Origin of the sequence: Noviherbaspirillum pedocola (assembly GCF_016632335.1) — a bacterium.
Classification (GTDB): domain Bacteria; phylum Pseudomonadota; class Gammaproteobacteria; order Burkholderiales; family Burkholderiaceae_D; genus Noviherbaspirillum_A; species Noviherbaspirillum_A pedocola.
The window spans coordinates 427,274-451,385 of sequence record NZ_JAEPBG010000001.1 but is presented as its reverse complement, the minus strand read 5'-3'; the positions used below and the strand labels follow the sequence as shown (position 1 = coordinate 451,385).

The following is a 24,112-nucleotide window of genomic DNA, read 5'->3' as shown; positions in this document are numbered from 1 at the left end:
CGTGAGCACGATACTCGGCTTCGACTTCGGCCTGAAACGCATCGGAGTCGCGGTCGGCAACACGATACTGCGGCAGGCGCAGCCGCTGGCCATCCTCGGCGCAGAAAGCAATGACGCCAAATTCGCAGCGGTCGGCGAGCTGATCCGCGAATGGCAGCCGGCGCTGTGCGTGGTCGGGCTGCCGAGTCATCCGGACGGCGCGCCGCATGAAATGACGCAGCGCTGCCGGCGCTTCGCCAACCAGCTGCACGGCCGCTTTGGCGTGACCATCGCGCTGGTCGACGAACGCTATTCCTCGGCGGTGCTGGGAAAGCGGCAGGGCGAGCGCATCGACGACCGGGCCGCGGCCATCATTCTTCAACAATACTTCGACGAACATGCCCATTTCTGACCTGGATGCCGAGGCGCTGTACGCAGCGCTTGCCCGGCAAGTGAAAGATGCGCTGTCCGGTGCCGACCATGTGGCGCTGGTCGGCATCTATTCCGGCGGCGCCTGGCTGGCCGACCGGCTGGCGCAGGAATTGCCGGTGGAAGGACGCCTCGGCTACATCGACGTTTCCTTCTATCGCGACGACTATGCGGAAAAAGGCTTGCCGGCAGAAGTCAAGCCGAGCCAGATTCCGTTCGACGTCGAGGGTGCGACCATCCTGCTGGTGGACGACGTGCTCTACACCGGCCGCACCACGCGCGCCGCGATCAATGAATTGTTCGACTACGGCCGCCCGGCGCGCATCATGCTCGCTGCGCTGGTCGACCGCGGCGGACGCGAATTGCCAATCGCCGCCGATTTCGTCGCCGAAACCCTGACTTTGCCTCCCGGCGAGCGCCTCGTGCTGCAACGCGCCGAGGACGGCCGCCTTTCCTTCACCGTAGACCATGCATAATCCGCAACTCAACAAGAATGGCGAACTGCAGCACCTGCTGACCATCGAAGGTTTGCCCCGCGCCATCGTCACGCAGATTCTCGACACCGCATCCTCCTTCGTCGGCATCAGCGACCGCGAAGTGAAGAAAGTGCCGCTGATGCGCGGCAAGAGCGTCTTCAACCTGTTCTTCGAGAACTCCACGCGCACCCGCACCACCTTCGAGATCGCTTCCAAGCGCCTGTCTGCGGACGTGATCAACCTGAACATTTCCGCCTCCAGTACCAGCAAGGGCGAATCGCTGCTGGACACCATCGACAATCTCGCGGCCATGCATGCCGACATGTTCGTGGTGCGCCATGCGCAGTCCGGCGCGCCCTACCTGATCGCCAAGCATCTGATCGACACGCAGCGCTCGCATGTGCACGTGGTCAACGCTGGCGACGGTCGCCATGCGCATCCGACGCAGGGCCTCTTGGACATGTACACCATCCGGCACTACAAGCAGGACTTCAGCAACCTGACGGTGGCCATCGTCGGCGACATCCTGCACAGCCGCGTGGCGCGCTCGGACATCCATGCGCTGACCACGCTCGGCGTGCCCGAAGTGCGGGCGATCGGCCCGCGCACGCTGTTGCCGAGCGGCCTGGAGCAGATGGGCGTGCGCGTCTTCCACAACATGGAAGAGGGCCTGCGCGGCGTGGACGTGATCATCATGCTGCGCCTGCAGAACGAGCGCATGAGCGGCGCGCTGCTGCCTTCGGCGCAGGAATACTTCAAGAGCTATGGCCTGACCACCGAGCGCCTGGCGCTGGCCAAGCCGGATGCGATCGTCATGCACCCGGGTCCGATGAACCGCGGCGTGGAAATCGAATCCGCGGTCGCCGACGGCGCGCAAGCGGTGATCCTGCCGCAGGTGACTTTCGGCATCGCGGTGCGCATGGCGGTGATGAGCATCCTGGCAGGGAATTGATCGGCGACGAAGTCCCGGGAGGACGCTTAGCTGCCAACACATGGCACCGAGCTCGCATGCGCGTGAAGCGCACAGCGGATTCCCGGCATAAATCCAAGAAAACACCATGAACATCCACATTCAAAACGGTCGCGTGATCGACCCGGCCAAGGGCACGGACGCCAGGCAGGACTTGTACATCGTCGACGGCGCCATCGCCGCCATCGGCGCCGCGCCAGCCGGCTTTCGCGCCGACGAAACCATAGACGCGCAAGGCCTGGTGGTCGCGCCCGGACTGGTCGACCTGTCCGCGCGGCTGCGCGAGCCCGGCTATGAATACAAGGCCACGCTGGAATCGGAATTGCAGGCGGCGATCCAGGGCGGCGTCACCAGCCTCCTGTGTCCGCCGGACACCGACCCGGTGCTGGACGAGCCGGGCCTGGTGGAAATGCTGCGCCACCGCGCGCGCATGATGAACCAGGCGCATGTGTACCCGCTCGGCGCGCTGACCGTCGGCCTGAAAGGCCGTGCGCTGACCGAAATGGCCGAGCTGACCGATGCCGGCTGCGTCGGCTTCTCCCAGGCCGACGAACCGATCCTCGACACCACCGTGCTGCTGCGCGCGCTGCAGTATGCGCAAACTTTTGGCTACACCGTCTGGCTGCGGCCGCAGGATGCGCACCTGGGCCGCAGCGGCATTGCCCACAGCGGCCCGATCGCCTCGCGCCTGGGCCTGACCGGCGTGCCAGTGATGGCCGAGACCATCGCACTGCACACCATCTTCGAACTGATGCGCGCCACCGGCGCCCGGGTGCATCTGTGCCGGATGTCCTCGGGCGCCGGCATAGCCCTGGTGCGCGCGGCCAAGCGCGAAGGCTTGCAGGTTAGCTGCGATGTCAGCGCCAACCATGTGCACCTGACCGATGCCGACATCGGCTTCTTCGATCCCAACGCGCGCTTGACGCCGCCGCTGCGCTCGCAACGCGACCGCGACGCCATCCGCCAGGGCCTGCTGGACGGCACCATCGATGCAATCTGTTCGGACCACACCCCGGTCGACGACGATGAAAAGCTGCTGCCCTTCGGCGAAGCCTCGCCCGGCGCCACCGGACTGGAACTGCTGCTGTCGCTGGCCCTGCGCTGGATGGACGAGGGTGGACGCGATGTCGATCTCACGCGTGCGCTGGCCAAGATCACCGCCGAGCCGGCGCGCGTAGCCGGTGTGCCCGGTGGCAGCCTGGAAGTGGGCAGCCCGGCCGACATCTGTATCTTCGACCCCGATGCGCGCTGGACCGTCAACGCCCGAGCGCTGGCAAGCCAGGGCAAGCACACGCCTTTTCTCGGCTTTGATCTGCGCGGCCAGGTCAGGCATACCATCGTCGCCGGCAAGCCCGTCTACCGCCGCGCATGATGCCGTTGCACCTGGCGCGGGTGCTGCTGCATCTGCTGCGCGGCCTGGCTACCGCCGGCCTGCTGTTCCCGCTGGTGAGTGCGGCGCGGCGGGAACGGCTGATCCGGAACTGGTCGCGCGACCTGCTGGCGATCTGCGGCGTGCGGCTCGCGCTGCGCGGCACGATGCCGGACACGCCGGCGCTAATCGTCTGCAACCATGTGTCCTGGATGGACATCTTCGCCATCAATGCCTTCCGCCCATGCCGCTTCGTCGCCAAGTCCGATATCCGTGACTGGCCGGTGCTCGGCTGGCTGTGCGAGCGAGCCGGAACGATCTTCATCGCCCGCGGCCGGCAGCGTGACGTGCGGCGGATATTTCAGGGGCTGGTGGCGAGCATCCATGCCGGCGAGCGTGTCGCTTTCTTCCCCGAGGGCACGACCTCGGCGCAGGGCAAGGTGCTGCCCTTCCATGCCAATCTGTTCGAAGCCGCGATCGACGCCGGCGTGCCGGTGCAGCCGTATGCGCTGCAGTACCGAGACCGGGCAGGGCGGTTGCATCCGGCCGCGGATTTCATCGGCGAGACGACGTTCGTGGAAAGCATGCTAACGATCCTGCGGCATCGTGATCTGCGGGCGGAATTGATTGTGCTGCCGAAAATCGACAGTGCCGGCACGCACCGGCGCGAACTGGCGGCTGCCGCACGCGAGGCGATCGCGGCAGCGCTGGAGGTGCCGCTGGAAGCGGCTCAGCCGGACTAACGATACTGTGGGCAATAGGCCTGCAGCACCGCGCGGTCTTCCAGGCAGAAGCGGTGAATCCTCCGTCTCCAAAGCATCGGTTGTCGAGCGCGATCGGCTTGGGTCGCAGCGCGAGGCCGCATGATTACCCCTGACTGGAGAGGCTTTGGCGGCTCGCATGACGTTGCAAATTAACAGGAACCGAAGAGTAAGCGAACGCCGTAACTTTCCAATTGTGAGCAATGTTGTCGCTAAACCCGGCTAAAAAATCGGATCGCTGTCAACCTGGTTTGTGGGATGTGGTTTAAGCTATTGAAAAGTAACGACTTTTTTCTACTATTTGCGAAAGTGTACTGGTTGTCGGTCCTGAAAACAGGTTGACGGCGGAGCGGGACGTTAAGCGGGATAACCTCGGTTCTTATTAGGGTCCTATAAAAATTTTTCAAATAATCAAAAGGTTAGGATGAAATAGAGTGAAGGGGAAGATAGAATCAAGTTGTTGACGTTGACGAAGTCTTGTTGCACAAATATGCGAAAAATCTCAAATCCAGTTGTCGGTGCAGAAATGGACGTCTCGAGAATTTCCAAAAAACTTCTGTGAATTCATATGGTTAAAAGATGGCCAAACCAGGTCGACAAATGGCTTCCAGTTGTCGCTGGTTGTCGCTGACGTCAACTAAATGTGGGAAGCCGGAAAAAAGGTTGTCGATAGAAGCCCGGGTGTGTGTCCATCGCCAGTTCAGGAACACTGCAAAATGTCGGGCAGATGGGCTACTTGATTTATTGAGCAGGCTCGACATGCATGGCGACATAGGACTAGCTCGCCAATGCGCATATTTTGGACTTGATGATGCTTGTGCCGAGAGCGACCACATTCATCCGAGATTATTGGAAATTGCTACTGTATCCGCGCTGAGAAGCCGGTAGAACGATTTCGAGGGCTGCTGTTGCGCCCGCAATTCCCTGTTGCCGATTTTAGAATCGGAATTCTACTATCTCAGCTCGATAGCCACTTCCAGCTTTAGCCACTGGCGCCGATCGTTTCTGATTTCTGGTCTGATTTTCCATTCGCCTACGCTCATTATCTGGATGCCATAATCGTCGACGAGCAGGTGCCACCCTTTTCGGCTTATCCCATACCCGACTACCTCACGCAGCTGTTTCCGTCGACGGCTTACGGTGCTGAAGTCAGGCACGGCCCAGTTTAGGCCCATCCTGTAAAGCAGCTTCTCTGTCAGATCCATAGCTTGCCGTAGTGGAAGGTCAAACAGACCTTTGATAGCCAGACAGAACTGCACGGCTACATCGCTAAATGTCAGGGTGCGACCAGGTTTTCCATTAGCTCGACCGTACCAGTGCATATGCGGATCCAGCCAAATCAACAGTACCCCGTGCTTATTCAAGGCGCTGTCTGTTTGTTTCTCGATCCGCATACCGTTTTCTACAAGCCCTTTTTGAACAAGCCGTCAGCTTACTGCAGTATCCGCGCGTCGAGCGAACGAACACATTGAGAGCAATTTATAGAATTTTGGCTCTGCTCATCGCTCAGTCGAGCATCACTCGGTCGCTTGGGCTACACGCCTTGACCGACCAAGTGATGCTCGACCTTGTTCTAGTTCTACACTGTCGCTACGAGGTCCGCACGGAGCAGAGAAGCTCTATCGTACAAATAATCAACTGCTGCATTTTGGCAGTCGGCCCGGCCAGAATTTACCCTGGCCGCTGGAATTGCGGGCAGTCAACCTGAAGGACTTCGCGATTCTCTAAGCAGACCGCGGTAAGTTGGCCGCCCCAGACGCAGCCAGTGTCGAGCGCAATTAGGTTTGGCCGCATTACCAAGCCGAGTGTTGACCAGTGACCGCAAACAATGGTGGTATCGGCCGAGCGGCGGCCCGGCACGTCGAACCAAGGCATGAAGCCAGGCGGCGCATCTTCCAGTCCTTCTTTTGCTTTGAAGTCCATTGTTCCGTTGGCAGAGCAAAAGCGCAGGCGCGTCATCGCATTGACGATGCAGCGTAACCGCTCGGGTCCCGTGAGGCTATCGTCCCAGCGTGCGGGATCGTTGCCGTACATGCTGCGCAAAAAATCCCGCCAGTCGGGGCCGCGCAGCATGATCTCAACTTCATGCGCGAGCTCCATCGCTTGCTGTGCGGTCCACTGGGGTAGTAGGCCAGCATGGACCAGCAAGTGGCCTTGCTCCATCAAGGCAAGCGGCCGATGGCGCAGCCACGTCAGCAGCTCGTCGCAGTCGGGCGCTTCAAGAATGTCGGAAATGGTGTCGCCGCGGCCGGGCTTGCGGACCCCGATAGAAACTGCAAGAAGATGCAGGTCGTGGTTGCCGAGAACCATCTCGGCAGCGTCGCCAAGGTCGCGGATTTGGCGCAGCATTGTTAGCGATTCCGGGCCCCGATTGACGGCGTCGCCAGCGAAGAGCAGGCGGGGTTGCTGTGTGCGGGACCGAATATTGTTGAGCAGCTCACTGGCGCGGGCTTGGCAGCCTTGGATGTCGCCTATGGCGTAGGTCTTCGCGTCGGCGTCGAAAGAGGGAATGGGCATATTGGGGGATACGCTGAAGCATTCAAAAAGTGTCCGCTAAATAATATAAGGACCTTCTGGGTTGCAGTTTCGTTCAATAGCTTCACTAAGTTAAGAAAGGCGCGCTCTACTTCACATATGTTTCGCGCGAGCCCTGGCGAAAAACAAGGGCAATAGCTCGATTAGCAGCCATACTTGCTATTCCGCCTTTTCCGTGCACTGACCTGGTAAAACATATTAGCGATATATGCGTTACAGGGATTTTTTCGATAAAGTTCGGTCAGTTGTCGTGATTCATATTGTTCATATTTGACGGTAAAAGGTGAAAAGCGTTCGGGTGCCGTCAATACCATTGGGATCAAAAATTTCCTTCGAAAGACAAGGACTGTAATTGGAAGGAAAAATCACCAACAAAATACTTTTCATTCTCGTGATGTGCAGCGGATCCTCAGTCTTGAAATTGGGTTAATTGAATCTAAGTCGGCCCTATAGCATCAAGGGACGAGTTTTAGTGCATGAATTTATGCTCTGGGAAAAGTATGGATTCTGTTTTTATAAAGGAACATAAGTACTGTTCGGTGGAGTTTTTCTCAGTGTAGTAATAACTTCCACTCTACATGAGGTATTTCACCGCATATTGCTAGCCAGTTGGATAAGCTGGAATTATCGTTGATCTCTTCAAGCGTGCTTCGATTAAGTACCCCCGCGAGAACAGCGCCTCGAAAGAAGGGGTGCACTGTGAGCGGAAAAAAACAATGCCAACAGTACTCGTCGAGTAGAGATAACGCATCCTCCCAAGTGTACACGGGCTTGGAGCGATAGTGGACTCCTGGTTTGTCAATCAGTTCGGGTGTTTGATCGACAACGTCTTCGCTAAATATCCAACCTTTTTCATTATGCATGCCATAGAGCCTGATTGAGCCACCTTCTACTCCCGCCTCCAAAATGACTTCCCATCTTTCCATGCCATCCTCCTTTGTCTGCAACATTTGTTATTCAATACGGAAAAGCTCGATGCAAGCTACATCGCCTACTTTCGTTTTTAATACGCAGTCATATCTGGGCTCGAACAGCGGCTTTTCAGCGCTCGTGCGGCGTGAAGTGCTGCGGCTCGATTAGCTGTCGAGGTTGCGATCTTTGTGGATTCTTCCAGGTGTACTACTGTGGCCGGAGGAACATGTATTGGCATGCAATTACTACTGTTTTCGAGTGCTCGCTGGATTCTGTTTTTGAATGCTCCCATTGATTCTCCTGGTAGAGGCGCTATCCCGAGTTCGCTGCCTTTTGCAAGAACTGTGGCATCGTTCGTCCACCATTTGCATGGGCCTGCGGCCTTGTCGTCGTCAAGCGCGTGCTCGTTACGGCACCAGTTACGCCAAGTGGCTAACCAGTCTGTTTTGACCCCGCGCTGACCCGGTAATGCTGTCCAGTGATCCCGAAACTTGTCTGCCACAAAGTGGACATGCTCCGCTGTCCAGCTTGGTTGTTGCTGCAGAGCCCATTCTGCCCATGCTCTCGGAAGTTCCCAGGCGGGAGGCAAGCGCGTGCCGCGTAGCACTTGACGCTTACGGGATGAATCGTTTGACGGTTCATTGACGATTATGGGTGCGAGTTTTGCAGCAGTATCGCTGGGAATTTGCGGGGGCAAGGGCGCAGAAATCGTGCGAATGGAGCGAGCATCGTGCAGGACTGCAGGAGCTGCCGGGATGCAGAAATTGCGTGGCTCGACCTTGTATAACGTGCTGCGGCCGCTTCGGAAATGGCGGACCAGTATTCCCACCGCTTCAAGCTCGCCCAAATGCTGCTGAATTGTGCGCTGTCCCATGCTGCATTTGCGCGAAATCGCCTCAATCGAGGGATAGCACTGACCATGATTATTCGCATGGTCACAAAGCGCAAGCAGTACCAGTTTTCGTCCAGAAGGCAGGTCGGTCTTCCATGCCAGTGTCATCAGTTCAATGCTCATTATGGTGTCCGTGGATGTCGCTGGGTTTCGGGGAGCAGCTCGTAGTATTCAGAGATCAGCGCATCGACCGCTGCCAGATCGTTCGGGATGCGCTCCGAAGCAAAGAGCCCGATAGGCGTCTTCACCGTGTCACGGCCGTTGTTTCTTGTGCTGAAGAAGTAATCCTTGTCGGTGACGACGGTGCGCATGACAATGGTGAACAGTCCTTCTGGCGTGATTTTCTCGTCCAGTAGCTTGCCAATGGTTTTAATCCTGATGTCGCCCTGTTCGCTGGTTTGGGTATGGCTGAGCAGGTAGACCCGGACATCGTCCGCCAGGGTGTTAGCAGTGTTAAATAATTCCCAGGCATGCCTGGCGATTTCGGTGAATTTGTCGAAGCCGCGCTCGTCAGAACGGCGCATGAATTCATTGGCAAGTACGTACTGAAAGTCGTCTACGACAATTGCTTTACGCTTGGTCTTGCGCATGAGGGCGGCGATCGTATCCCAGGCGTCACTGACGAAGATGTTTCCCGTCGGGTTTTCTACATTGAAGTATGACCAGCCCCTAGACCGGAAGGGAAGAGGCTTCTTTACTACCTGAATCAGTAGCGTGTCGGCTGGATTCATGTTGCGTAGACTGGCTGTTTTGCCGCTGCCGGACTCGCCAAGGATGACTGTAGAAATGCTCATGCTCTTGGCCCTTCTGATTGTGTTGTTCGCTCCACTCGTGGTACTCCTGTTCTTCCAGTTCTTGTTGCTGCCTGAAATCCTGCTGTTCTTGAAAGAAATTTGCTACATCCCCCATGGCGTCCCCTATCGCTCGCCCTGATAAGGCGCGCGTGCGCCGACCAGGTGCTCGTCTGTTTGGTACATGACGTTTCTTCGTTTCATATTGCTATCCTTCCATGGTGAATACTTCCCATTTGGCGGAGTCCCGAAATTCGTCGATGACAGTCGGCGCGCTGAAAACCCGCTCGTCAGTGAGCTTTGATGCTTGAAACCTGTGCGGATACGTCGCCGCATCCGTGTTGTCCGAGCGGGCATGCGCCGACGTGTTCTGCGATCCAAAGTGGCTTTACCTCATAACAGAGTTCATGTGCACTGTGCCTTGCCGTAACCTCTGGCACCGCTTGTGGCTCGGTATGCGATGGTGCACAGAGCCATTAATTGGTGGGCTTGCAGTAGGTGTATTCATAATGGGCAAACCAGTATTCTCCTTTCCAGACCACTTCGGCAAAGTCGAATTCGGGCGGGCAGTCATGGACAGTCTTTCCCGACCGGACCGCTTCTTCAGCGGCTGCACGAATCCTTGCAATAGGGACAATCGGATTGCACATCTCACGTTGCCTAAAGGCTGAGATGGATCCAAACTGATCGGTGCGGCCAATGCCCAAGCTGCGAGTCGGAAGAAAAGGGACCGCTGCCTGCTGCAAAAAACGATGCTTGTTGGAATGACCCACTGCCACCATTGCCTGGTGTCTTGCCGCCGGCAGATTGATGATTAAAAGAGCGGACCGTATGAGGGCAGGCGCGCAAGCAATCGTACTTAGCGAGTAAAAATTTGGGTTCCCAGAAGGGTATAGCCGAAGAGATCTTCTCAGGTACAGGATGGTGTTGAAGATGATGCGAAATTTTCATAACTATATGTTTTTAAACGTTATTTATGAATCCTCACACTAAACGGTTTGCAGATTGATATCAATGCGAATATCGATAAATTTTTGCGGCAAGCGCCCCAGCGACCCTCAGCGTCGTTTGAATTTTCCCGAGCGAGCTTGCAGATTTCCGTGCAGCGCCTCTCCTCTGGTCTGCGCAATAATAGTGCGAAAGGCGATGCCACTGGTCTGGCAGATGCGCAAAGAATGGCTTTGCAAATCAACCGCCTGAACCAAGCAGTTCGTAGCGTCAATAATGACGTAAGAAGTGCAGTGCCTTTGCAAAGCAAGCGTTTCGTGTGCCATTTTTGAGATTAACTATTTACTTTAGGCAACTAAATGGACTAAGCTCTTTAACGTCCTGTTATGCAGTTTTGATTTGAACGTCCCCAATCAACGGGAAATGCGGACGGTGTTGCAGATTATTGTTTAAAAGAGGCAAAAATATGATTCTGGTAACAGGAGGTGCAGGCTTTATCGGCTCGAATTTTGTTCTGGATTGGTTAGATACCGAAGCTGAAGGCGTAGTCAATCTCGACAAACTGACTTATTCGGGAAACATGGCAAATCTCGCCTCGGTTGCCGATAATCCGCGGCACATATTCGTTCGCGGTGATATCTGCGACGGAGCTTTGGTGGCGGAACTGCTAAAGCAGCACAAGCCCCGCGCAATCGTCCACTTTGCAGCGGAAAGCCATGTCGACCGATCAATCCATGCGCCAGCGGCCTTTGTGCAAACCAATGTCAACGGCACTTTCACGCTGCTGGAAGCAGCCCGGGCGTATCAGTCCACGTTGACAGGAGCCGAACGCGACAATTTCCGTTTCCTTCACGTCTCCACGGACGAAGTCTATGGATCTCTTGGGCCAGGCGATCCTCCGTTTAGCGAAACTAAGGCTTATGAGCCAAATAGTCCGTATTCCGCGTCGAAAGCGGCATCCGACCACTTAGTGAGGGCGTATTTCCACACCTATGTATTGCCGACGTTGACGACGAATTGCTCGAACAATTACGGTCCTTTCCATTTTCCGGAAAAACTGATCCCGTTGATCATCGCCAATGCCCGTGCCGGCAAGCCATTGCCCATCTATGGCGACGGCCAGCAGATACGGGATTGGCTTTATGTCAGCGATCACTGTGCCGCGATACGAAGCGTGCTGGCGGCAGGCAGAGTGGGGGAGACCTATAACGTCGGTGGCTGGAATGAAAAGACCAATCTGGAAGTGGTGCACACCATCTGCGACCTGCTCGATGAAATCGATCCGCGCGCGCAAGGTGGAAGCTACCGCGAGCAGATTACCTATGTCACCGACCGCCCGGGCCATGATCGTCGCTATGCAATCGATGCTCGGAAGATCGAAAGGGAATTAGGTTGGCGCCCGAGGGAAACATTCCAGACCGGGCTGCGCAAAACGGTGCAATGGTATTTGGAAAACGAGGACTGGGTTCGCAATGTCCAGTCCGGCGAATATCAGAGCTGGATAGACAGAAATTATAACCAACGCAGCGTCTCGGAGGCCGTCGAATGAATTTGATATCGCAAACGCAGCGCAGGGGAATCATTCTGGCCGGCGGTTCTGGAACGCGCCTGTATCCGGTTACCACATCCGTTTCCAAGCAATTGCTGCCGGTTTACGACAAGCCGATGATTTACTATCCGCTGACCACGCTGATGCTCGCCGGAATCAGGGAAGTCCTCATCATTTCGACCCCTCAAGACTTGCCGCGATTCGCTGAGCTTCTTGGTGATGGCAGTCAGTGGGGAATCAATCTCCAGTATACGCAACAGCCATCGCCGGATGGTCTCGCGCAGGCTTTCATTATTGGTCGTGAATTCGTAGGCAATAATGCGTCGACCCTGATTCTTGGCGATAACATTTTTTATGGCCATGACTTGGAGCCGCAATTGCGCGAAGCCGATGCACGCGTGGATGGCTCGACCGTATTTGCCTATCATGTGCAAGACCCGGAACGATATGGCGTTGTCGGCTTCGACGACAAGAAGCGGGCCGTAAGCATTGAAGAAAAACCCGCACAGCCGAAATCCAATTATGCAGTGACAGGTTTGTATTTCTATGACAACCAGGTATGCGACGTTGCATCGGAAATTCGGCCATCTGCCCGCGGTGAACTTGAAATTACCGACGTCAATCGCTTCTATCTCGAGCACGGCACGCTGAACGTCGAACTGATGGGCCGAGGTATTGCATGGCTCGATACCGGCACGCATGAATCGCTGCTGGATGCATCGCATTTTATTGCAACGATAGAAAAAAGGCAGGGATTGAAGGTGGCATGTCCGGAGGAAATCGCTTATCGACGGCAGTATATCGATGCCGCGCAACTGGAACGCCTGGCACAGCCTTTGAAGAAAAACGGATATGGGCAATATCTGCTGCGTTTGTTGCACGAAAAAGTTTACTGATGTAAGGCGCACGGATTCGGATTAACCAAACTTATGCAAATTTTTTCTACAGCGATTCCCGAAGTGAAGATCATCGAGCCGACGGTCTTTGGCGATGACCGCGGGTTTTTTTTTGAAAGCTTCAATGAGCGGAAATTCCGGGAATTGACTGGAACTTCGGCATATTTTGTTCAGGACAACCATTCGCGCTCAGCGAAAAACGTATTGCGCGGACTGCATTACCAAGTTCAGCAGCCGCAGGGAAAACTCGTACGGGTCATCCTTGGCGAAGTTTACGACGTGGCGGTAGACATCAGAAAGGGCTCGCCGACTTTCGGCAAATGGGTTGGCGTCTACCTCTCTTCAGAAAACAAGCGCCAGTTGTGGATACCCGTCGGTTTTGCGCATGGATTTGTCGTCACCAGCGAATATGCGGAATTCCTGTACAAGACCACAGATTATTGGGCGCCTGAAAACGAGCGCTCGGTTGCCTGGAATGATCCGGAAATCGCCATCGAATGGCCATTTTCATCGCCGCCATTATTGTCCGCAAAGGACCAGAACGCGGTGTTGCTCCGCGATGCCGAGATTTATCAATGAAAATTTTATTGACGGGAAAAAACGGTCAAGTCGGATACGAGCTGGAGCGGAGTCTTCAACATCTCGGGACGATTGTCAGCCTTGATCGTGCGCAAATGGATCTGGCCAATCGTGACGAAATACGATCCGTGATTCGCGAGACACGGCCTGATATCATCATTAATCCGGCCGCATATACGACGGTGGACAAGGCGGAAAGCGAGCCCGATCTTGCCATGCTAATTAATGGGGTCGCTCCCGGAATCATGGCGGAGGAAGCGGAGAAAATCGGTGCAGCAATGATTCATTACTCGACCGATTATGTGTTTGACGGCACTAAGGACGGAGCTTACACCGAAAATGATGCGCCGAATCCGCTGAATGTGTATGGAAAGTCCAAATTGGCGGGGGAAGACGCGGTGAGGGTTGCTGGAAGTAATCACCTTATATTTCGTACTAGTTGGGTATACGGTGCAAGGGGAAAAAACTTTCTGCAAACTATCTTGCGTCTTGCGAAAGAGCGCGAGGAGATTCGTATTGTTAATGATCAATGCGGTGCACCTACTTGGAGTCGCTCAATTGCTGAGGCAACCGCCTATGTTGTTGCGCAGCATTTAAATAGAACTACTGGTAAAGTGGATTTTCGTGGAGCTGCGGGAGTTTATCATCTGACTGCACAGGGAGCCACTACTTGGTTCGGATTTGCAAAAACAATTTTCCAAAATTCTCAAGCTGAACAGCCACGTCTTCTGCCCATAACAACCGAGCAATATCCTGTCGCGGCACCAAGGCCAAAAAACTCGAAACTTTCCTGCGAATTGTTTATGAGAAAATTTTGTCACCTGCCTGATTGGGAGTCTGCTTTGCTGTTATGCCAGCAATAAGGAATGGAAGCTGTACGATTGCCTTAAACAATTCAGCAACGTGTACAGCCGGCGGCGGTATGCCTTTGGCAATGGTTGCTGTGCCTGCAAATTGAATCGACATGAAGTATTGCCTACAGGCGTACGATGCCCAAGAGCGGGTGGCTCATCTATTCATCACTGCGATGGACAAGCACGCTGCAATGAAAAAAGGTCCATATCTTGTTTAGGTGTTTAGTTATTTAGGTTAGGGATAACCGCCTACTTGTGGAAGCGGTTCTATACCATTAGGGGGCAGGCAGCCCGTGGCGCGATTTGCCGGAGCGGTTCGGCAATTTTCGCGTGATCCATAATATAAACTCGGTGGTGGCAAGTGGACAAACGGGAATTAAGCGACCTCCAGCCCACTAGTTTTTCTTTCTTCCGGCGGTGGCGGCGCCGGCATCGCTCTCGCCTTAAGTCGAAGTGCCGGTTTTTCCACAAAAATCCAAGGCAAATAGGCTACCGGGGTTGCAATTAATGCCGTGTAAATCGACAACGTTTTTGGATTTATGTGCGTACCGTATTTGGCTACCAATATCTGTTGGATCAAAAAGCTATAGATATAAATCCCGTAGGAAATATCGTATTTATTCAGAAACGCGAGTTTCGGCGTATTCTCCGCCGCAAAAATTAGGATAAAAGGGAAAAGAAGCTTTAGAGCCCATTCTTTTTCGTGCCAGTCTGGTGAATTCCCATATATGAAAAATGGCGCTATGGTGATAGCGCATGCGGCAGTCCATATAAGAATATTCCGGGGTAAAGTGATAAGTGCTAGGAATGCGCCGGACCAGAAAAAAAGGGACAAGCGTAAGAAATGGTGGGCTGTTATTCCTAAAAATTTCGCATCCGTGGCTATCATGTCATTCATGTGCATGACGTAAGAACCGGCCACAACCAGTAATAACGTGCGCCAATTCAAAGCGCCGGCCCAAGAGATGGCGAGGAGCAGTAAGTAGCACGTCGCCTCGTGCGCGAGCGTCCACAAGGAACCATTTACCACGGTAACTGGGTTTCCCTGAAAGACTCCTGGCAAGTAAGGCGACAGTAGGTAAAGCGAGAGGTTTTGGAAATACCACAGCGGGTCGTTGCTCCAGTATCCCTTAGGAGAGAGCTGGGGGCCCACAACGAAAATCGTAATGGCGAGAAGTACAAATAGTCCAGGGAATATGCGAAGTGCCCGGTTTCTCAAATACCCAATCGGGTTGGGGTTGCGCTGGAGCGCCTTGCAGATCAGATAGCCGCTTATAGAGAAAAATGCCGTGACACCCAAGTCGCTCCATTGAGGCAGCCCATGCTCGGCCAAATTGTCGGGGCCAGCGTGCAGTAACACGAAACTATGGGTAAGGATGACAAGGTATGCCGCCAGCAGACGAAGCGCTGTAAAACCGTTATTGTTCATTGATAGCACTTCCATGCGTCATCAATATTTTCCATTTTGGAAATGGTCTGGACATATAACAAGTATTCTATTTTTTCCGATCTAGAGCTGCTTTTTATTCTGGGTGGTGTATCTCGGCATTATGGTTGTTGGGAAGTTTTTTAATGATTTGTGGAGGCGGCTGGGAATCATTACCATTTTTTCTGTTGACCTCGGCCGTGCCTTTACTCAATCAAGTTCTTCTCCGCCCGCACTTTTTCATATAGCGTTGCATAACTTTCCGCCATCTTCTGCGCAGTGAAATATTCCCAATACCGTACCTCGCCGTTTTGGCCCATTGCCTGCGCATGTTGTGGGTCGTCCCACAGCTGCTTCATCGCCGCGCGCAACGCGGACGGGTCGCTGGGCGGAACCACGATGCCAGTTTGCCGATCGATATTTATATAGGTCGTTCCGGTGCCGATCTCACTTGAAATCAAAGGTTTGCCATACATTGCGCCTTCCAGCAGTGACACGCCGAACGCCTCAGAGCGAAGGTGAGATGGGAACACCAGCGCATAGCAAAGCTTGAGCAAGGCCACCTTGTCAGCTTCCGAGATCGTGCCGAGGAAATGCACGTTGGTCAGCCTAAGCTGACGCGCCTGCGCTTTAAGTTCATCTTCGACCGGCCCCGAGCCGACGATGACTACCGGAAAGGTCGTATCCCTCACCGCATCGAGCAAAATGTGCAAACCCTTGTAATAACGGATCATGCCGACGAATAGGAAGAAACGGTCGCCAACGCGTGCCCGCCATTGCTGGATCAGTTCGTCCGGCGGCGCAGGATAGGATCCTTTGTCTAAGCCAATGGGGATCACCGCGGTCTTGTCGCGGTAACGGTTCAACACATGGCTGGTTTCAAGGTAATTTGGTGAAGTTGCAACGATGCGGTCGACACTGGCGAGAAAGCGCTGCTTCAGCGGCTTGTAGATTTTGAACAGGTGCTTCTGCCGGATGATGTCCGAATGGTAGGTGACGACCGATGGCTTGCGTACCCTTGTTGCGAGATGGACCAAGTCCATGAACGGCCACGGGAAATGGTAGTGAACTACATCCACCTTGCGGGCCAGTTCAGAGAAGCGGGAAAAGGCAGAGATTGAAAAACCGGTAGAAGCGATCTGGAAATCCAGCTTGGCACTATGGGCAAGGTGGCCATCGATTTCGATCGTCTCTTGGTGGCGCTTACTGCTCAGCGACAGTACCTCGGTCTCAATGCCGAGGGCCGTAGTACCTCGAGCTAGTTGGTTGATGACTTGTTCGACGCCGCCAACAGTGTCGGGAAAGTAGGTACGGTAGAAGTGAAGAACGCGCATGGAGAGGTCTAGGAATTCAAACAGTGGCATGCAAGCGTAGGACCTACCTAGGCTAGACAAGCAACGCTGTTAAGAGCATGCCTTTGTAATTCTGTTCTGTATTTCTGTTAAGCTGAGCAAAACTAGTGACGTTTCCGTAGCAAAGCGTCCATTAACTGATTAGCACTTTGTTCCCATGTCAGCCAAGGCATCCTGCTAGAGTGAGGCGCTTTACCCTCTGCATTCAATCTTAGCCAGTCATCGACTGCGTGGGCGATGTCCTTAGGAGCAAACCCGGAAAAGTAAAATGCATGGTTGCCAGCAACCTCTTGAAATACCGGAATATCGCGCGCGATGATAGATAGCCCGTGCTGAGATGCTTCAATTAACGGCAATCCAAATCCCTCGTTTTCGCTCGCGGCAATCAAACAAGTACTTACTGCGTACACTTTTTCCAGATATTCATCGCTGATCCCTTCAAGCCAAAAAAGTCGTCGTCCCAGTTCTGAGTGTTTGCTAAGGTATTCAACTAATTTTTCCATCATCCAGCCATGCTTTCCAACGATAACCAAGTTGACATCAATACCTTTGTTCCACAGTTGTTCAAACCCTTCAATGACTTGGAGATGGCATTTACGAGGTTCAATTGTCCCTACCATTAGGAACGTTGGTCGACTGTTTAATTCCGATAAGACTTTATCTGCCTCTTTTGGCAAACCGAAGGATGGGCGCGATGCACCGATATCGGCGCCCAAGTGAAAGCAAGTGATTTCGCATGCTCGGCCTTCAGGTTGAATATGGGTCGTATACCAAGCCTTAAGCTCGTCAGCTACTGACTGAGAAATGCAGATTGCACTATCATTTTCCGTAACCACAGAAAGCCATTGGTGGTGTTGGACATCCGCGCCTTGAAAAAAGGCGTGAGGTAAGTTTATCGGCAGAAGATCATAGACTACAAAAGACGTTTTAACACCGTAGTTTCGCAGTTGCCTATAAAAATCCCGCTGCGATATTACGGTAGGCGGTTGCAAATCGAGGCCTAGGAAAATGTCGCCTTTATGAAACTCGATAACATCATCTTCTAAAAGCTGGTCCGTACATCCGAGGAACTGCATGGTGAATTTGCGAGCGTAGCGATAACCGTGTTCAGTAGTGGCGTAGACCGGTTCGATTCGATAATCAAGATGTTCGGAAGATAGTAGTTCATGCAGAATACTACGTACCACACGTTGTATGCCACTACGCGCATCTCGGTGCACCAGTTCTGAAATATCAACTAAAATCTGCGGTACAGTAACTCTACATGGAATAGATAGAGAGATCGCCCTTGCCGCAGCAATCCAATCATTGTCTTCAACCTGATTAGGCTCAATTTCCGCAATGGCGCGTGTGATTCCCGGTGTAGTGAGGTCGGCATATCGATAAGCGGCTTCGATTGCCTCGACATACTGGGCTGCGCAACGTCGTGGATTATGCTTATTGATAATAATGTCTTTGGCCTGTTGTCCCAGCTTTTCCCGAAATGATTGATTTTGCCAGAGGGTTTCAAGCGCGGTAATTAGTTCAGCATTTTCGAACTCATCTTGCATTTTCCACACGCCATCTTCTGACAAGTCTGCCATGCTGCCATTAGCATTGACGATAGTCGGCAACGCGTAATTCATGCAGTCAAGTACGGCGCCGGATGTTTCACCGCGGGACAGACTTCGCAACTGCACAGCAAGGTCGGCCGCTACCAAGTACTTTTTAAAAGTTTCCGAGTCGGTCCAGCCGGTGATGCGGATGCGATCGCCTTTCCCGCTTTTACGAATGGTGTTGACGAGGTCATTCCCGTAATCGTTATCCTGATTTGCGCCTACGAATACCAAAATGCACCGCGGGTCTTCGGCCAGTTTTGAACTAAGCCATGCATCAACCAGGCGCTTATTCAATTTCATGGGACCAAGCAGTCCGAAGCTGCATACGACGAAGTCGTGGTCGGTTAATCCGAGAGAATGCCGAGTTTCTGACCGAGCTAAACCATAATGGGGTACTCGCAGATGCGGAATAACGCACCAGTCTGAAGCACTCGACGGGCCGTACCACTTGCGCGCAAGCGTCCGTGACGCTTCGGAATGTACAATAACCCCTATTGCCGCACGTAGTACTCCAATGTTGCTAGGATAATGCCAGACGACATCTGCGCTATCGGCTGCAGTGAAACGATGTTGTACGGCAGGATAGCCGTGACTTTCATATAAGGAACGTCCCCAGAAGCCGGGCGCGTAGTCAGTCACATCCATATGCGCCACGACGCCCGACAAGAAAAAGTCATGCAGAACGACGATTCCAGAAATACGGTCCAGCAACCTGAACATATGCTGGTGAAATGCGGAATTTCCAAAGTGATAGATCACCCGCTCATATCGATCCGCATGGTTTTCCAGCCATTGCGTCGTATGGATTCCGCAGTTGGCCCTAATCCACGGGTCTGACACACTGTCCTGTTCGACGATCACATCAATATCGTAGTAGCGTGATAACTCGGGCAGGAGTTCCAAGCTGTAGTCGCTGATGCCGCTGCGTTGGGGGGGCAGGGGTGATACATATGCGAGCCTTGGCCTGCGGGCCGCGGTCACGAGTGACAGTTGATTTTGCGCCTTCTTTCGAATCAGCGTCTCAATGGCGTCAATGGCAAGGCGGGCACTGTTATGCCAGGAAAATTGCTTGGCCTGTTCGATCCCATGGCGTTCTAAATCTTTTCGGAAGTTCTCATCGGTGAGCACTTGGACAATCTTGTCTGTAATGGCTCGGGTGTCGAAAGGATCGAACAGTGCATCTGACCAGCCAATCACCTCGGGCAAGCTTGATTTGTTTGAGGCGATAACTGCTTTTCCGCACGACATGGCTTCAAGAGCAGGCAACCCAAATCCTTCATGCCACGAAGGAAAAACAAATGCCTTGCACAGGTTGTACAACGCAAGTAGGTCAGCCTCGGGTATAAAGCCTGTGAAGACGAGTTCATGCTTCTTTAGCCCGGCCTTACTGGCTAGCTTTTCCAGCACAGCCCGATCATTTGGCTGTACCGCGCAAACAATTGCCAGCTGATGTTGCTGTCGAATGTGTAGTGGAACTGAGGCATAGGCGGTTATCAGGCCTTCAATATTCTTTCGTAGGTCGATACCGCCGGTGTACATCAGAAAACCATTGCTAAGGCCGTAGCGATTACGCAATTCCCGTTTAGCGGCAGCGTCTAGCTGCAGAGGCCGGAACTGCGTGTCGGCAGCGGTGGAGATGTTAACGCACTCGTCGGCGTTGCACCCGAGGTATTGTATGCCTTCCTGCCGGGATGATTCAGAAATTGCCAACAGCAGGTCGGCACGGCGTAAATGACCGAGCATGCGTTCGTACCAACGTTCCATCAGCGGATTGTCGAGGTAGCGGTCACGCCAAATCAGTGGAATTAGGTCATACAGGATTGCGACCGTGGGTATTGCGCGACTCAAGGTGTGCACACTGAGCGCTGCGTCATCGACGAGTCCTTCGAATAGGCTGGTAATGAGCAACACATCTGGGCGCAGACTTGCGACAAAGCCTTCTCGTAACAATTCTGCAGATTTACGGCGCCAAGTATTAGCATCGTCCAAGCTGTTTATTGGGCCAGGGCATTGCCAAATTACGATGTTTTCTGGTGGCAGAAGCTCTTTGAATGCTAGGCGAATAGGCTCGATTGTTTCAGTAAATAAGCCATTCAAGGCGAGAATGACCTCATGCGAGCCGCGTTGCTCGACAATCGCTTTTGTCAGCGACAAGCTGTAACGCCCAATGCCGCGCTGACGATTGCTTGCCTGAACCCCCTGCATATCTATTACAATCCGCATTTTTAGCGCCTCACTTTATTGGCTTTTTGCAGATCGATAAGTATGCGATTGGCTCTTGCCGAAAGATCTTGCTGATGTGGTATTGAAATGGAAGACCGGTCTCCTTCATACTCTTGCATCATCGAGTGCGTGCCGGTGTAGATTTCCCCCCTTTGTTCGTTGATGAGACCTGCATAAACGGCGGATCGTCGCAACTTTTGCTTGAGTCTCGGCACCTTGTTGAGCGTCGTTAGAGCCTTTTTGGTCATGGCAGGATTGGCAAGTACTTTCCGTATGGCCATCAGCGCGACCGGCCTGACAACTGGCATGACAGCGCGAGCCGTAGAGCGCAGCAAATTTCCCGGCAGGGCTGGAACCGATTTGCCCAGTGTGGCAAGTCGGCGGAGTGGGGCTGTCACGCGCCAAGAGGAGCTGGCAAGCAACTGATCAAGCTCCTCAGAGCGGCTGCGTAAATCGAAAGTAAGATGGTGCATCTGAGCCTGTGATGCCTTCCATTCGTTTTCCAGCCATTGCGAGCGTTCTAACAAATCATCATTCTCGGCTTGCTTTTCTTGCAAGCGCTGCTCTGCTATGGCAAGGCTCTGCGTCAGCGTTTGCTTCTCTTGCAAGTGCTGTTCTGCCATGGCAAGGCTCTGCGTCAGTGAGTGTTGTTGTGTGGTCAATGCCCTCAGTTGCGCTTCGATTGCGTATAATTCGTCTTTCCCGGAACGTATTTCCGCGTCTTTGGCAATAAGTCGGCTTTCATACTGGTTTTTCACTAAATCGCATAGTTCCCCCGACAAGCCGCTTAGCTGGAAGTGATCGAACACATTGGGTGGGCATGAAAATGAATCCGCCAATTCAGCATGTTCTTTTGCTACATAGAAACGGTTCAGTCCGTCAAAGTAAACGAACTGGTAATTTGCATCCACCAAAATCCTATCCCAGCTCGAATAATTGAGTTCGATTGAATTGGGGATGGTGGCTTCGACTATCATGACCCAAGGACGCAGTAGCTCAGAGTCCCACCCCCGTAGAACTTTCTCTTCCAGTCCTTCCACATCTATCTTCAGCCAATGAATCTCTTTACCACAGTAGGCGCTGAACGCGCTTTTAAGGGTAAGGACAGGGACATGCAACTTTTCCGGCGTGAAACCGCGTTCCGACTTGTGACGTTCCGCATAATCATTGACCGCGGTGCTCAGGCCAGTTTCAGCAATCACATTTAGCTCGAGGATTCCTTCATTGTCGCCTAACGCAACCTGAAGCACTATTTCATCTGGGCGGTCTTTTCTCAGCAGATCGGCAAATTCTGGAACAGGTTCTACATGGATGCCGCGCCAGCCATGTTCATAGAAGGCCTTACTGACCGAGTCGATGACCGGATGCTGTGCTCCGATATCGATGTAAAAGCCATTTTTTATGTGGCCCAGCGCACGCCATAACATGACGTCCTCAAAATTCTGCGCATACGAGATGAAACTCATTCGGTACTTTCTTCAATTTTTCGGGAGATATTGAACTGGGCGTCAAGGTAATTGCTGCCGATAAAGTATTCCTTGCTTGCATTAATCACATCGAATACAAGTAGGTTGTCGACCCATTCATAGTTATCGGTCAGGTGGGTATCCGAACTGACTAAAGCAGGAGACACTGAATAGGAGCCCGGCCCGAGCGTGCATGTGAAAGGGAGCTCGAAAGTGACAATTTCTCCAGCCTTGATGTCTTGTTCAACCTGGCTGGTATGCCAAGTATTAGTGCCCCAGATAACATGGCCTTGTTTATCGCGAATCATGTAACCAAGAACCAACCTGTCAATATCCGCATGGATCGTTGCCTGCAGTTTTAACAGTACTCGCTGACCAACCTGCGCTACAGCTACATCGGTTCCTGTATTGGCGTCTAGCAGTTGGAGTGACTTTACGCGTGCTTCACCGCTACCGCTTCTGGTAAGCAGCCAGCCATTTTTTTCTCGGCGCTGTTCAACCGTAAGTTTAGTATTTTCCTTTTCTGCAATCAGCGCATTGTAGAAGTCCACTACTTCGTCCGGCGGGCCATCCTTTAGGGCGCGTCCGCCTTCGAGCAATATGACACGGTCGCAAAGGGTTCTGACATCATCCATGCCATGCGTGACGAACATGATGGAAACGCCCCTGTCACGGAACTGCCGTATCCGGTCGAAGCTTTTATGCTGAAAATAGCTGTCGCCTACAGACAAGGCTTCATCAATGATAAGCAAGTCCGGAAGAAAAGCTGTCGCTACACTGAACGCGACTCGCATCTGCATACCACTTGAATAGGTGCGAACGGGTTCATCAAAATATTTGCCAACTTCCGCAAACGTCTCGATTTCCGGCATCGCCTTTTCGATCTCAATCCGGCTGTATCCCATTAATCCGGCAGAGTGAAATGCATTTTCGCGGCCTGTCAGATCGGGATTAAATCCCATTCCCAGCTCTAGGATTGCCGCAACCCGTCCGGTTAGCTGAACTTCGCCGACAGTCGGTTGTGTGGTTCCAGTAATTATCTTGAGCAGAGTGCTTTTTCCAGCACCATTTTGCCCAATAATGCCGACTGCCTCGCCTGGGGATATTGAGAAACTAATACCTTTCAAAACCCAGTGTTCTTTCTGCGGTGAAATCGAAGGGAAAAACCATGAAGCAAACCGGCGTAATTCGCTACCCCAATGACGGTAGGATTTTCCTAGGTTGCTTACGTGCAATTTCCCGCTCATAATTGGTCTACCATTTCAGGATTGGCTTTCCGAAACAGAAATAGGGAAAATACCAATAGGAATAAAGCTAGGATAACAACCGGCCCGAGTGCAGTCCAATCAGGATGGCGGTTGTATAGAAGAATTTGCTGATATCCGGTAATAATGGGAATTAATGGATTAAGCGCCAGCCAACTCCGATATGCGACAGGAATGATATTAGCCATATAGACCACCGGCGTGAACCAATAAACAAACTGCAGTATGACCGGGACTACTTGGCCAATATCTCGCATGAAAACATTCAGAACCCCTAAGGTGAGTCCTAAGCCCAAGGCAAGCGCTATATTTACTATCATTAGCGCCGGTAGCCAGATCAGAGCTGTGCCGGGCGCGTGGCCGAGGAGGCTAAATATTGCCAAGATCGCTGCAAAAAGCAAAAGGTTATTGACTAGCGCACTGCCCGTCACAATGAGAGGCAAAGCAATTTTAGGGAACGCCAGTTTTTTAAGAATATTGCTGTTGTCAATAAAAATCGTTAGGCACCGGTTTATTATTTCGGAAAACAAAGACCATCCCAAGGTGCCTGACATCAAATAAATCGCATACGCATATCGATTGTCGATTCCCGGCAGTTTTGCGGACAAAACTGCGGAAAGGACGAAAGCGAATATAAGCACTTGAGAAAGCGGATTGAGGATCATCCACATTCCGCCCAACCGGCTGCGAACGAATTTCGTTCGTAATTCTGTCTTGACGGACGAAAAAATAAAGAAGCGATAACGCCAAGCACTCGATAACATTCCTAACATACAGTGTTCCTTGATAGTCCCAATACTTTTGATGCGTTTACAAGTGTGCTTTTATTTTCCACCGCGATG

22 protein-coding genes and 1 pseudogene are annotated in these 24,112 nt (G+C 53.0%); 11 read left to right on the top strand and 12 right to left on the bottom strand.

Going from position 1 to position 24,112, the window contains the following annotated elements; genetic code table 11:
* Nucleotide 1: 1 nt before the first annotated feature.
* The 5 genes from ruvX to JJB74_RS02015 all read left to right on the top strand — a co-directional run bounded on the left by ruvX (nucleotide 2) and on the right by JJB74_RS02015 (nucleotide 3,966).
* Nucleotides 2–391: a Holliday junction resolvase RuvX gene (gene ruvX, locus JJB74_RS02035; protein ID WP_200590160.1), complete on the top strand. Its 390-nt coding sequence runs from the start codon at nucleotides 2–4 to the stop codon at nucleotides 389–391.
* Nucleotides 378–884 (top strand): bifunctional pyr operon transcriptional regulator/uracil phosphoribosyltransferase PyrR, encoded by a 507-nt coding sequence (pyrR, locus tag JJB74_RS02030; RefSeq protein WP_200590159.1) that lies wholly within the window; start codon nucleotides 378–380, stop codon nucleotides 882–884. The genes ruvX and pyrR overlap by 14 nt, the downstream gene beginning before the upstream one ends.
* Nucleotides 877–1,836, top strand: a complete 960-nt coding sequence (locus JJB74_RS02025) for an aspartate carbamoyltransferase catalytic subunit (protein WP_200590158.1) — start codon at nucleotides 877–879, stop codon at nucleotides 1,834–1,836. Before pyrR ends, JJB74_RS02025 begins: the two co-directional genes overlap by 8 nt.
* 106 nt (nucleotides 1,837–1,942) lie before the next feature.
* Nucleotides 1,943–3,226 (top strand): dihydroorotase, encoded by a 1,284-nt coding sequence (locus JJB74_RS02020; protein WP_200590157.1) that lies wholly within the window; start codon nucleotides 1,943–1,945, stop codon nucleotides 3,224–3,226.
* Nucleotides 3,223–3,966, top strand: a complete 744-nt coding sequence (locus JJB74_RS02015; RefSeq protein WP_200590156.1) for a lysophospholipid acyltransferase family protein — start codon at nucleotides 3,223–3,225, stop codon at nucleotides 3,964–3,966. Before JJB74_RS02020 ends, JJB74_RS02015 begins: the two co-directional genes overlap by 4 nt.
* Before the next feature lie 971 nt (nucleotides 3,967–4,937).
* On the opposite strand, the gene JJB74_RS02010 is transcribed toward JJB74_RS02015, so the two are convergent.
* The 6 genes from JJB74_RS02010 to JJB74_RS01985 form a co-directional block, all read right to left on the bottom strand.
* The gene (locus JJB74_RS02010; protein WP_200590154.1) at nucleotides 4,938–5,378 is read right to left on the bottom strand and encodes a transposase; all 441 of its coding nucleotides are present in this window, start codon (nucleotides 5,376–5,378) and stop codon (nucleotides 4,938–4,940) included.
* A 277-nt stretch (nucleotides 5,379–5,655) separates the two neighbouring features.
* Nucleotides 5,656–6,501 carry a symmetrical bis(5'-nucleosyl)-tetraphosphatase gene (locus JJB74_RS02005; RefSeq protein WP_200590152.1) on the bottom strand — a complete coding sequence of 282 codons (846 nt, stop codon included), beginning with the start codon at nucleotides 6,499–6,501 and terminating at the stop codon, nucleotides 5,656–5,658.
* A 569-nt stretch (nucleotides 6,502–7,070) separates the two neighbouring features.
* Nucleotides 7,071–7,445 carry a hypothetical protein gene (locus JJB74_RS02000; protein ID WP_200590150.1) on the bottom strand — a complete coding sequence of 125 codons (375 nt, stop codon included), beginning with the start codon at nucleotides 7,443–7,445 and terminating at the stop codon, nucleotides 7,071–7,073.
* A 77-nt stretch (nucleotides 7,446–7,522) separates the two neighbouring features.
* Nucleotides 7,523–8,446, bottom strand: a complete 924-nt coding sequence (locus JJB74_RS01995) for a helix-turn-helix domain-containing protein (RefSeq protein ID WP_200590148.1) — start codon at nucleotides 8,444–8,446, stop codon at nucleotides 7,523–7,525.
* A complete protein-coding gene (locus JJB74_RS01990) occupies nucleotides 8,446–9,117 on the bottom strand; it encodes an ATP-binding protein (protein ID WP_200590146.1) in 672 nt (223 codons plus the stop codon). Before JJB74_RS01990 ends, JJB74_RS01995 begins: the two co-directional genes overlap by 1 nt.
* A 473-nt stretch (nucleotides 9,118–9,590) precedes the next feature.
* Nucleotides 9,591–9,887, bottom strand: a complete 297-nt coding sequence (locus JJB74_RS01985) for a hypothetical protein (RefSeq protein ID WP_200590144.1) — start codon at nucleotides 9,885–9,887, stop codon at nucleotides 9,591–9,593.
* A gap of 315 nt (nucleotides 9,888–10,202) precedes the next feature.
* Between JJB74_RS01985 and JJB74_RS01980 the strand changes: the two genes are divergently transcribed.
* The 6 genes and pseudogenes from JJB74_RS01980 to JJB74_RS01955 all read left to right on the top strand — a co-directional run.
* Nucleotides 10,203–10,394, top strand: a complete 192-nt coding sequence (locus tag JJB74_RS01980; protein ID WP_234483513.1) for a flagellin N-terminal helical domain-containing protein — start codon at nucleotides 10,203–10,205, stop codon at nucleotides 10,392–10,394.
* Between the two features lie 134 nt (nucleotides 10,395–10,528).
* The gene (gene rfbB / locus JJB74_RS01975; RefSeq protein WP_200590142.1) at nucleotides 10,529–11,611 is read left to right on the top strand and encodes a dTDP-glucose 4,6-dehydratase; all 1,083 of its coding nucleotides are present in this window, start codon (nucleotides 10,529–10,531) and stop codon (nucleotides 11,609–11,611) included.
* Nucleotides 11,608–12,507, top strand: coding sequence for a glucose-1-phosphate thymidylyltransferase RfbA (rfbA, locus tag JJB74_RS01970; protein WP_200590140.1), 900 nt, complete (start codon nucleotides 11,608–11,610; stop codon nucleotides 12,505–12,507). The genes rfbB and rfbA overlap by 4 nt, the downstream gene beginning before the upstream one ends.
* Nucleotides 12,508–12,540: 33 nt before the next feature.
* Nucleotides 12,541–13,086 carry a dTDP-4-dehydrorhamnose 3,5-epimerase gene (rfbC, locus tag JJB74_RS01965; protein ID WP_200590139.1) on the top strand — a complete coding sequence of 182 codons (546 nt, stop codon included), beginning with the start codon at nucleotides 12,541–12,543 and terminating at the stop codon, nucleotides 13,084–13,086.
* Nucleotides 13,083–13,949 (top strand): dTDP-4-dehydrorhamnose reductase, encoded by an 867-nt coding sequence (rfbD, locus tag JJB74_RS01960; RefSeq protein ID WP_200590723.1) that lies wholly within the window; start codon nucleotides 13,083–13,085, stop codon nucleotides 13,947–13,949. Before rfbC ends, rfbD begins: the two co-directional genes overlap by 4 nt.
* Nucleotides 13,950–14,177: 228 nt before the next feature.
* Nucleotides 14,178–14,279 (top strand): annotated as a pseudogene (locus JJB74_RS01955) (transposase); the annotation flags it as partial.
* A 37-nt stretch (nucleotides 14,280–14,316) separates the two neighbouring features.
* Here JJB74_RS01955 and JJB74_RS01950 read toward each other — a convergent pair.
* The 6 genes from JJB74_RS01950 to JJB74_RS01925 all read right to left on the bottom strand — a co-directional run bounded on the left by JJB74_RS01950 (nucleotide 14,317) and on the right by JJB74_RS01925 (nucleotide 24,043).
* The gene (locus tag JJB74_RS01950) at nucleotides 14,317–15,369 is read right to left on the bottom strand and encodes an acyltransferase family protein (protein WP_200590722.1); all 1,053 of its coding nucleotides are present in this window, start codon (nucleotides 15,367–15,369) and stop codon (nucleotides 14,317–14,319) included.
* Between the two features lie 203 nt (nucleotides 15,370–15,572).
* Entirely contained in the window at nucleotides 15,573–16,700 is a 1,128-nt protein-coding gene (locus JJB74_RS01945) for a glycosyltransferase family 4 protein (RefSeq protein ID WP_200590721.1), read from the bottom strand.
* A 122-nt stretch (nucleotides 16,701–16,822) separates the two neighbouring features.
* A complete protein-coding gene (locus JJB74_RS01940; protein WP_200590137.1) occupies nucleotides 16,823–20,539 on the bottom strand; it encodes a glycosyltransferase in 3,717 nt (1,238 codons plus the stop codon).
* A 2-nt stretch (nucleotides 20,540–20,541) separates the two neighbouring features.
* A complete protein-coding gene (locus JJB74_RS01935; protein ID WP_200590135.1) occupies nucleotides 20,542–22,005 on the bottom strand; it encodes an FkbM family methyltransferase in 1,464 nt (487 codons plus the stop codon).
* Nucleotides 22,002–23,252, bottom strand: coding sequence for an ABC transporter ATP-binding protein (locus JJB74_RS01930; RefSeq protein ID WP_200590133.1), 1,251 nt, complete (start codon nucleotides 23,250–23,252; stop codon nucleotides 22,002–22,004). The genes JJB74_RS01935 and JJB74_RS01930 overlap by 4 nt, the downstream gene beginning before the upstream one ends.
* The gene (locus JJB74_RS01925; protein WP_200590132.1) at nucleotides 23,249–24,043 is read right to left on the bottom strand and encodes an ABC transporter permease; all 795 of its coding nucleotides are present in this window, start codon (nucleotides 24,041–24,043) and stop codon (nucleotides 23,249–23,251) included. Before JJB74_RS01925 ends, JJB74_RS01930 begins: the two co-directional genes overlap by 4 nt.
* Between the last annotated feature and the right edge of the window lie 69 nt (nucleotides 24,044–24,112).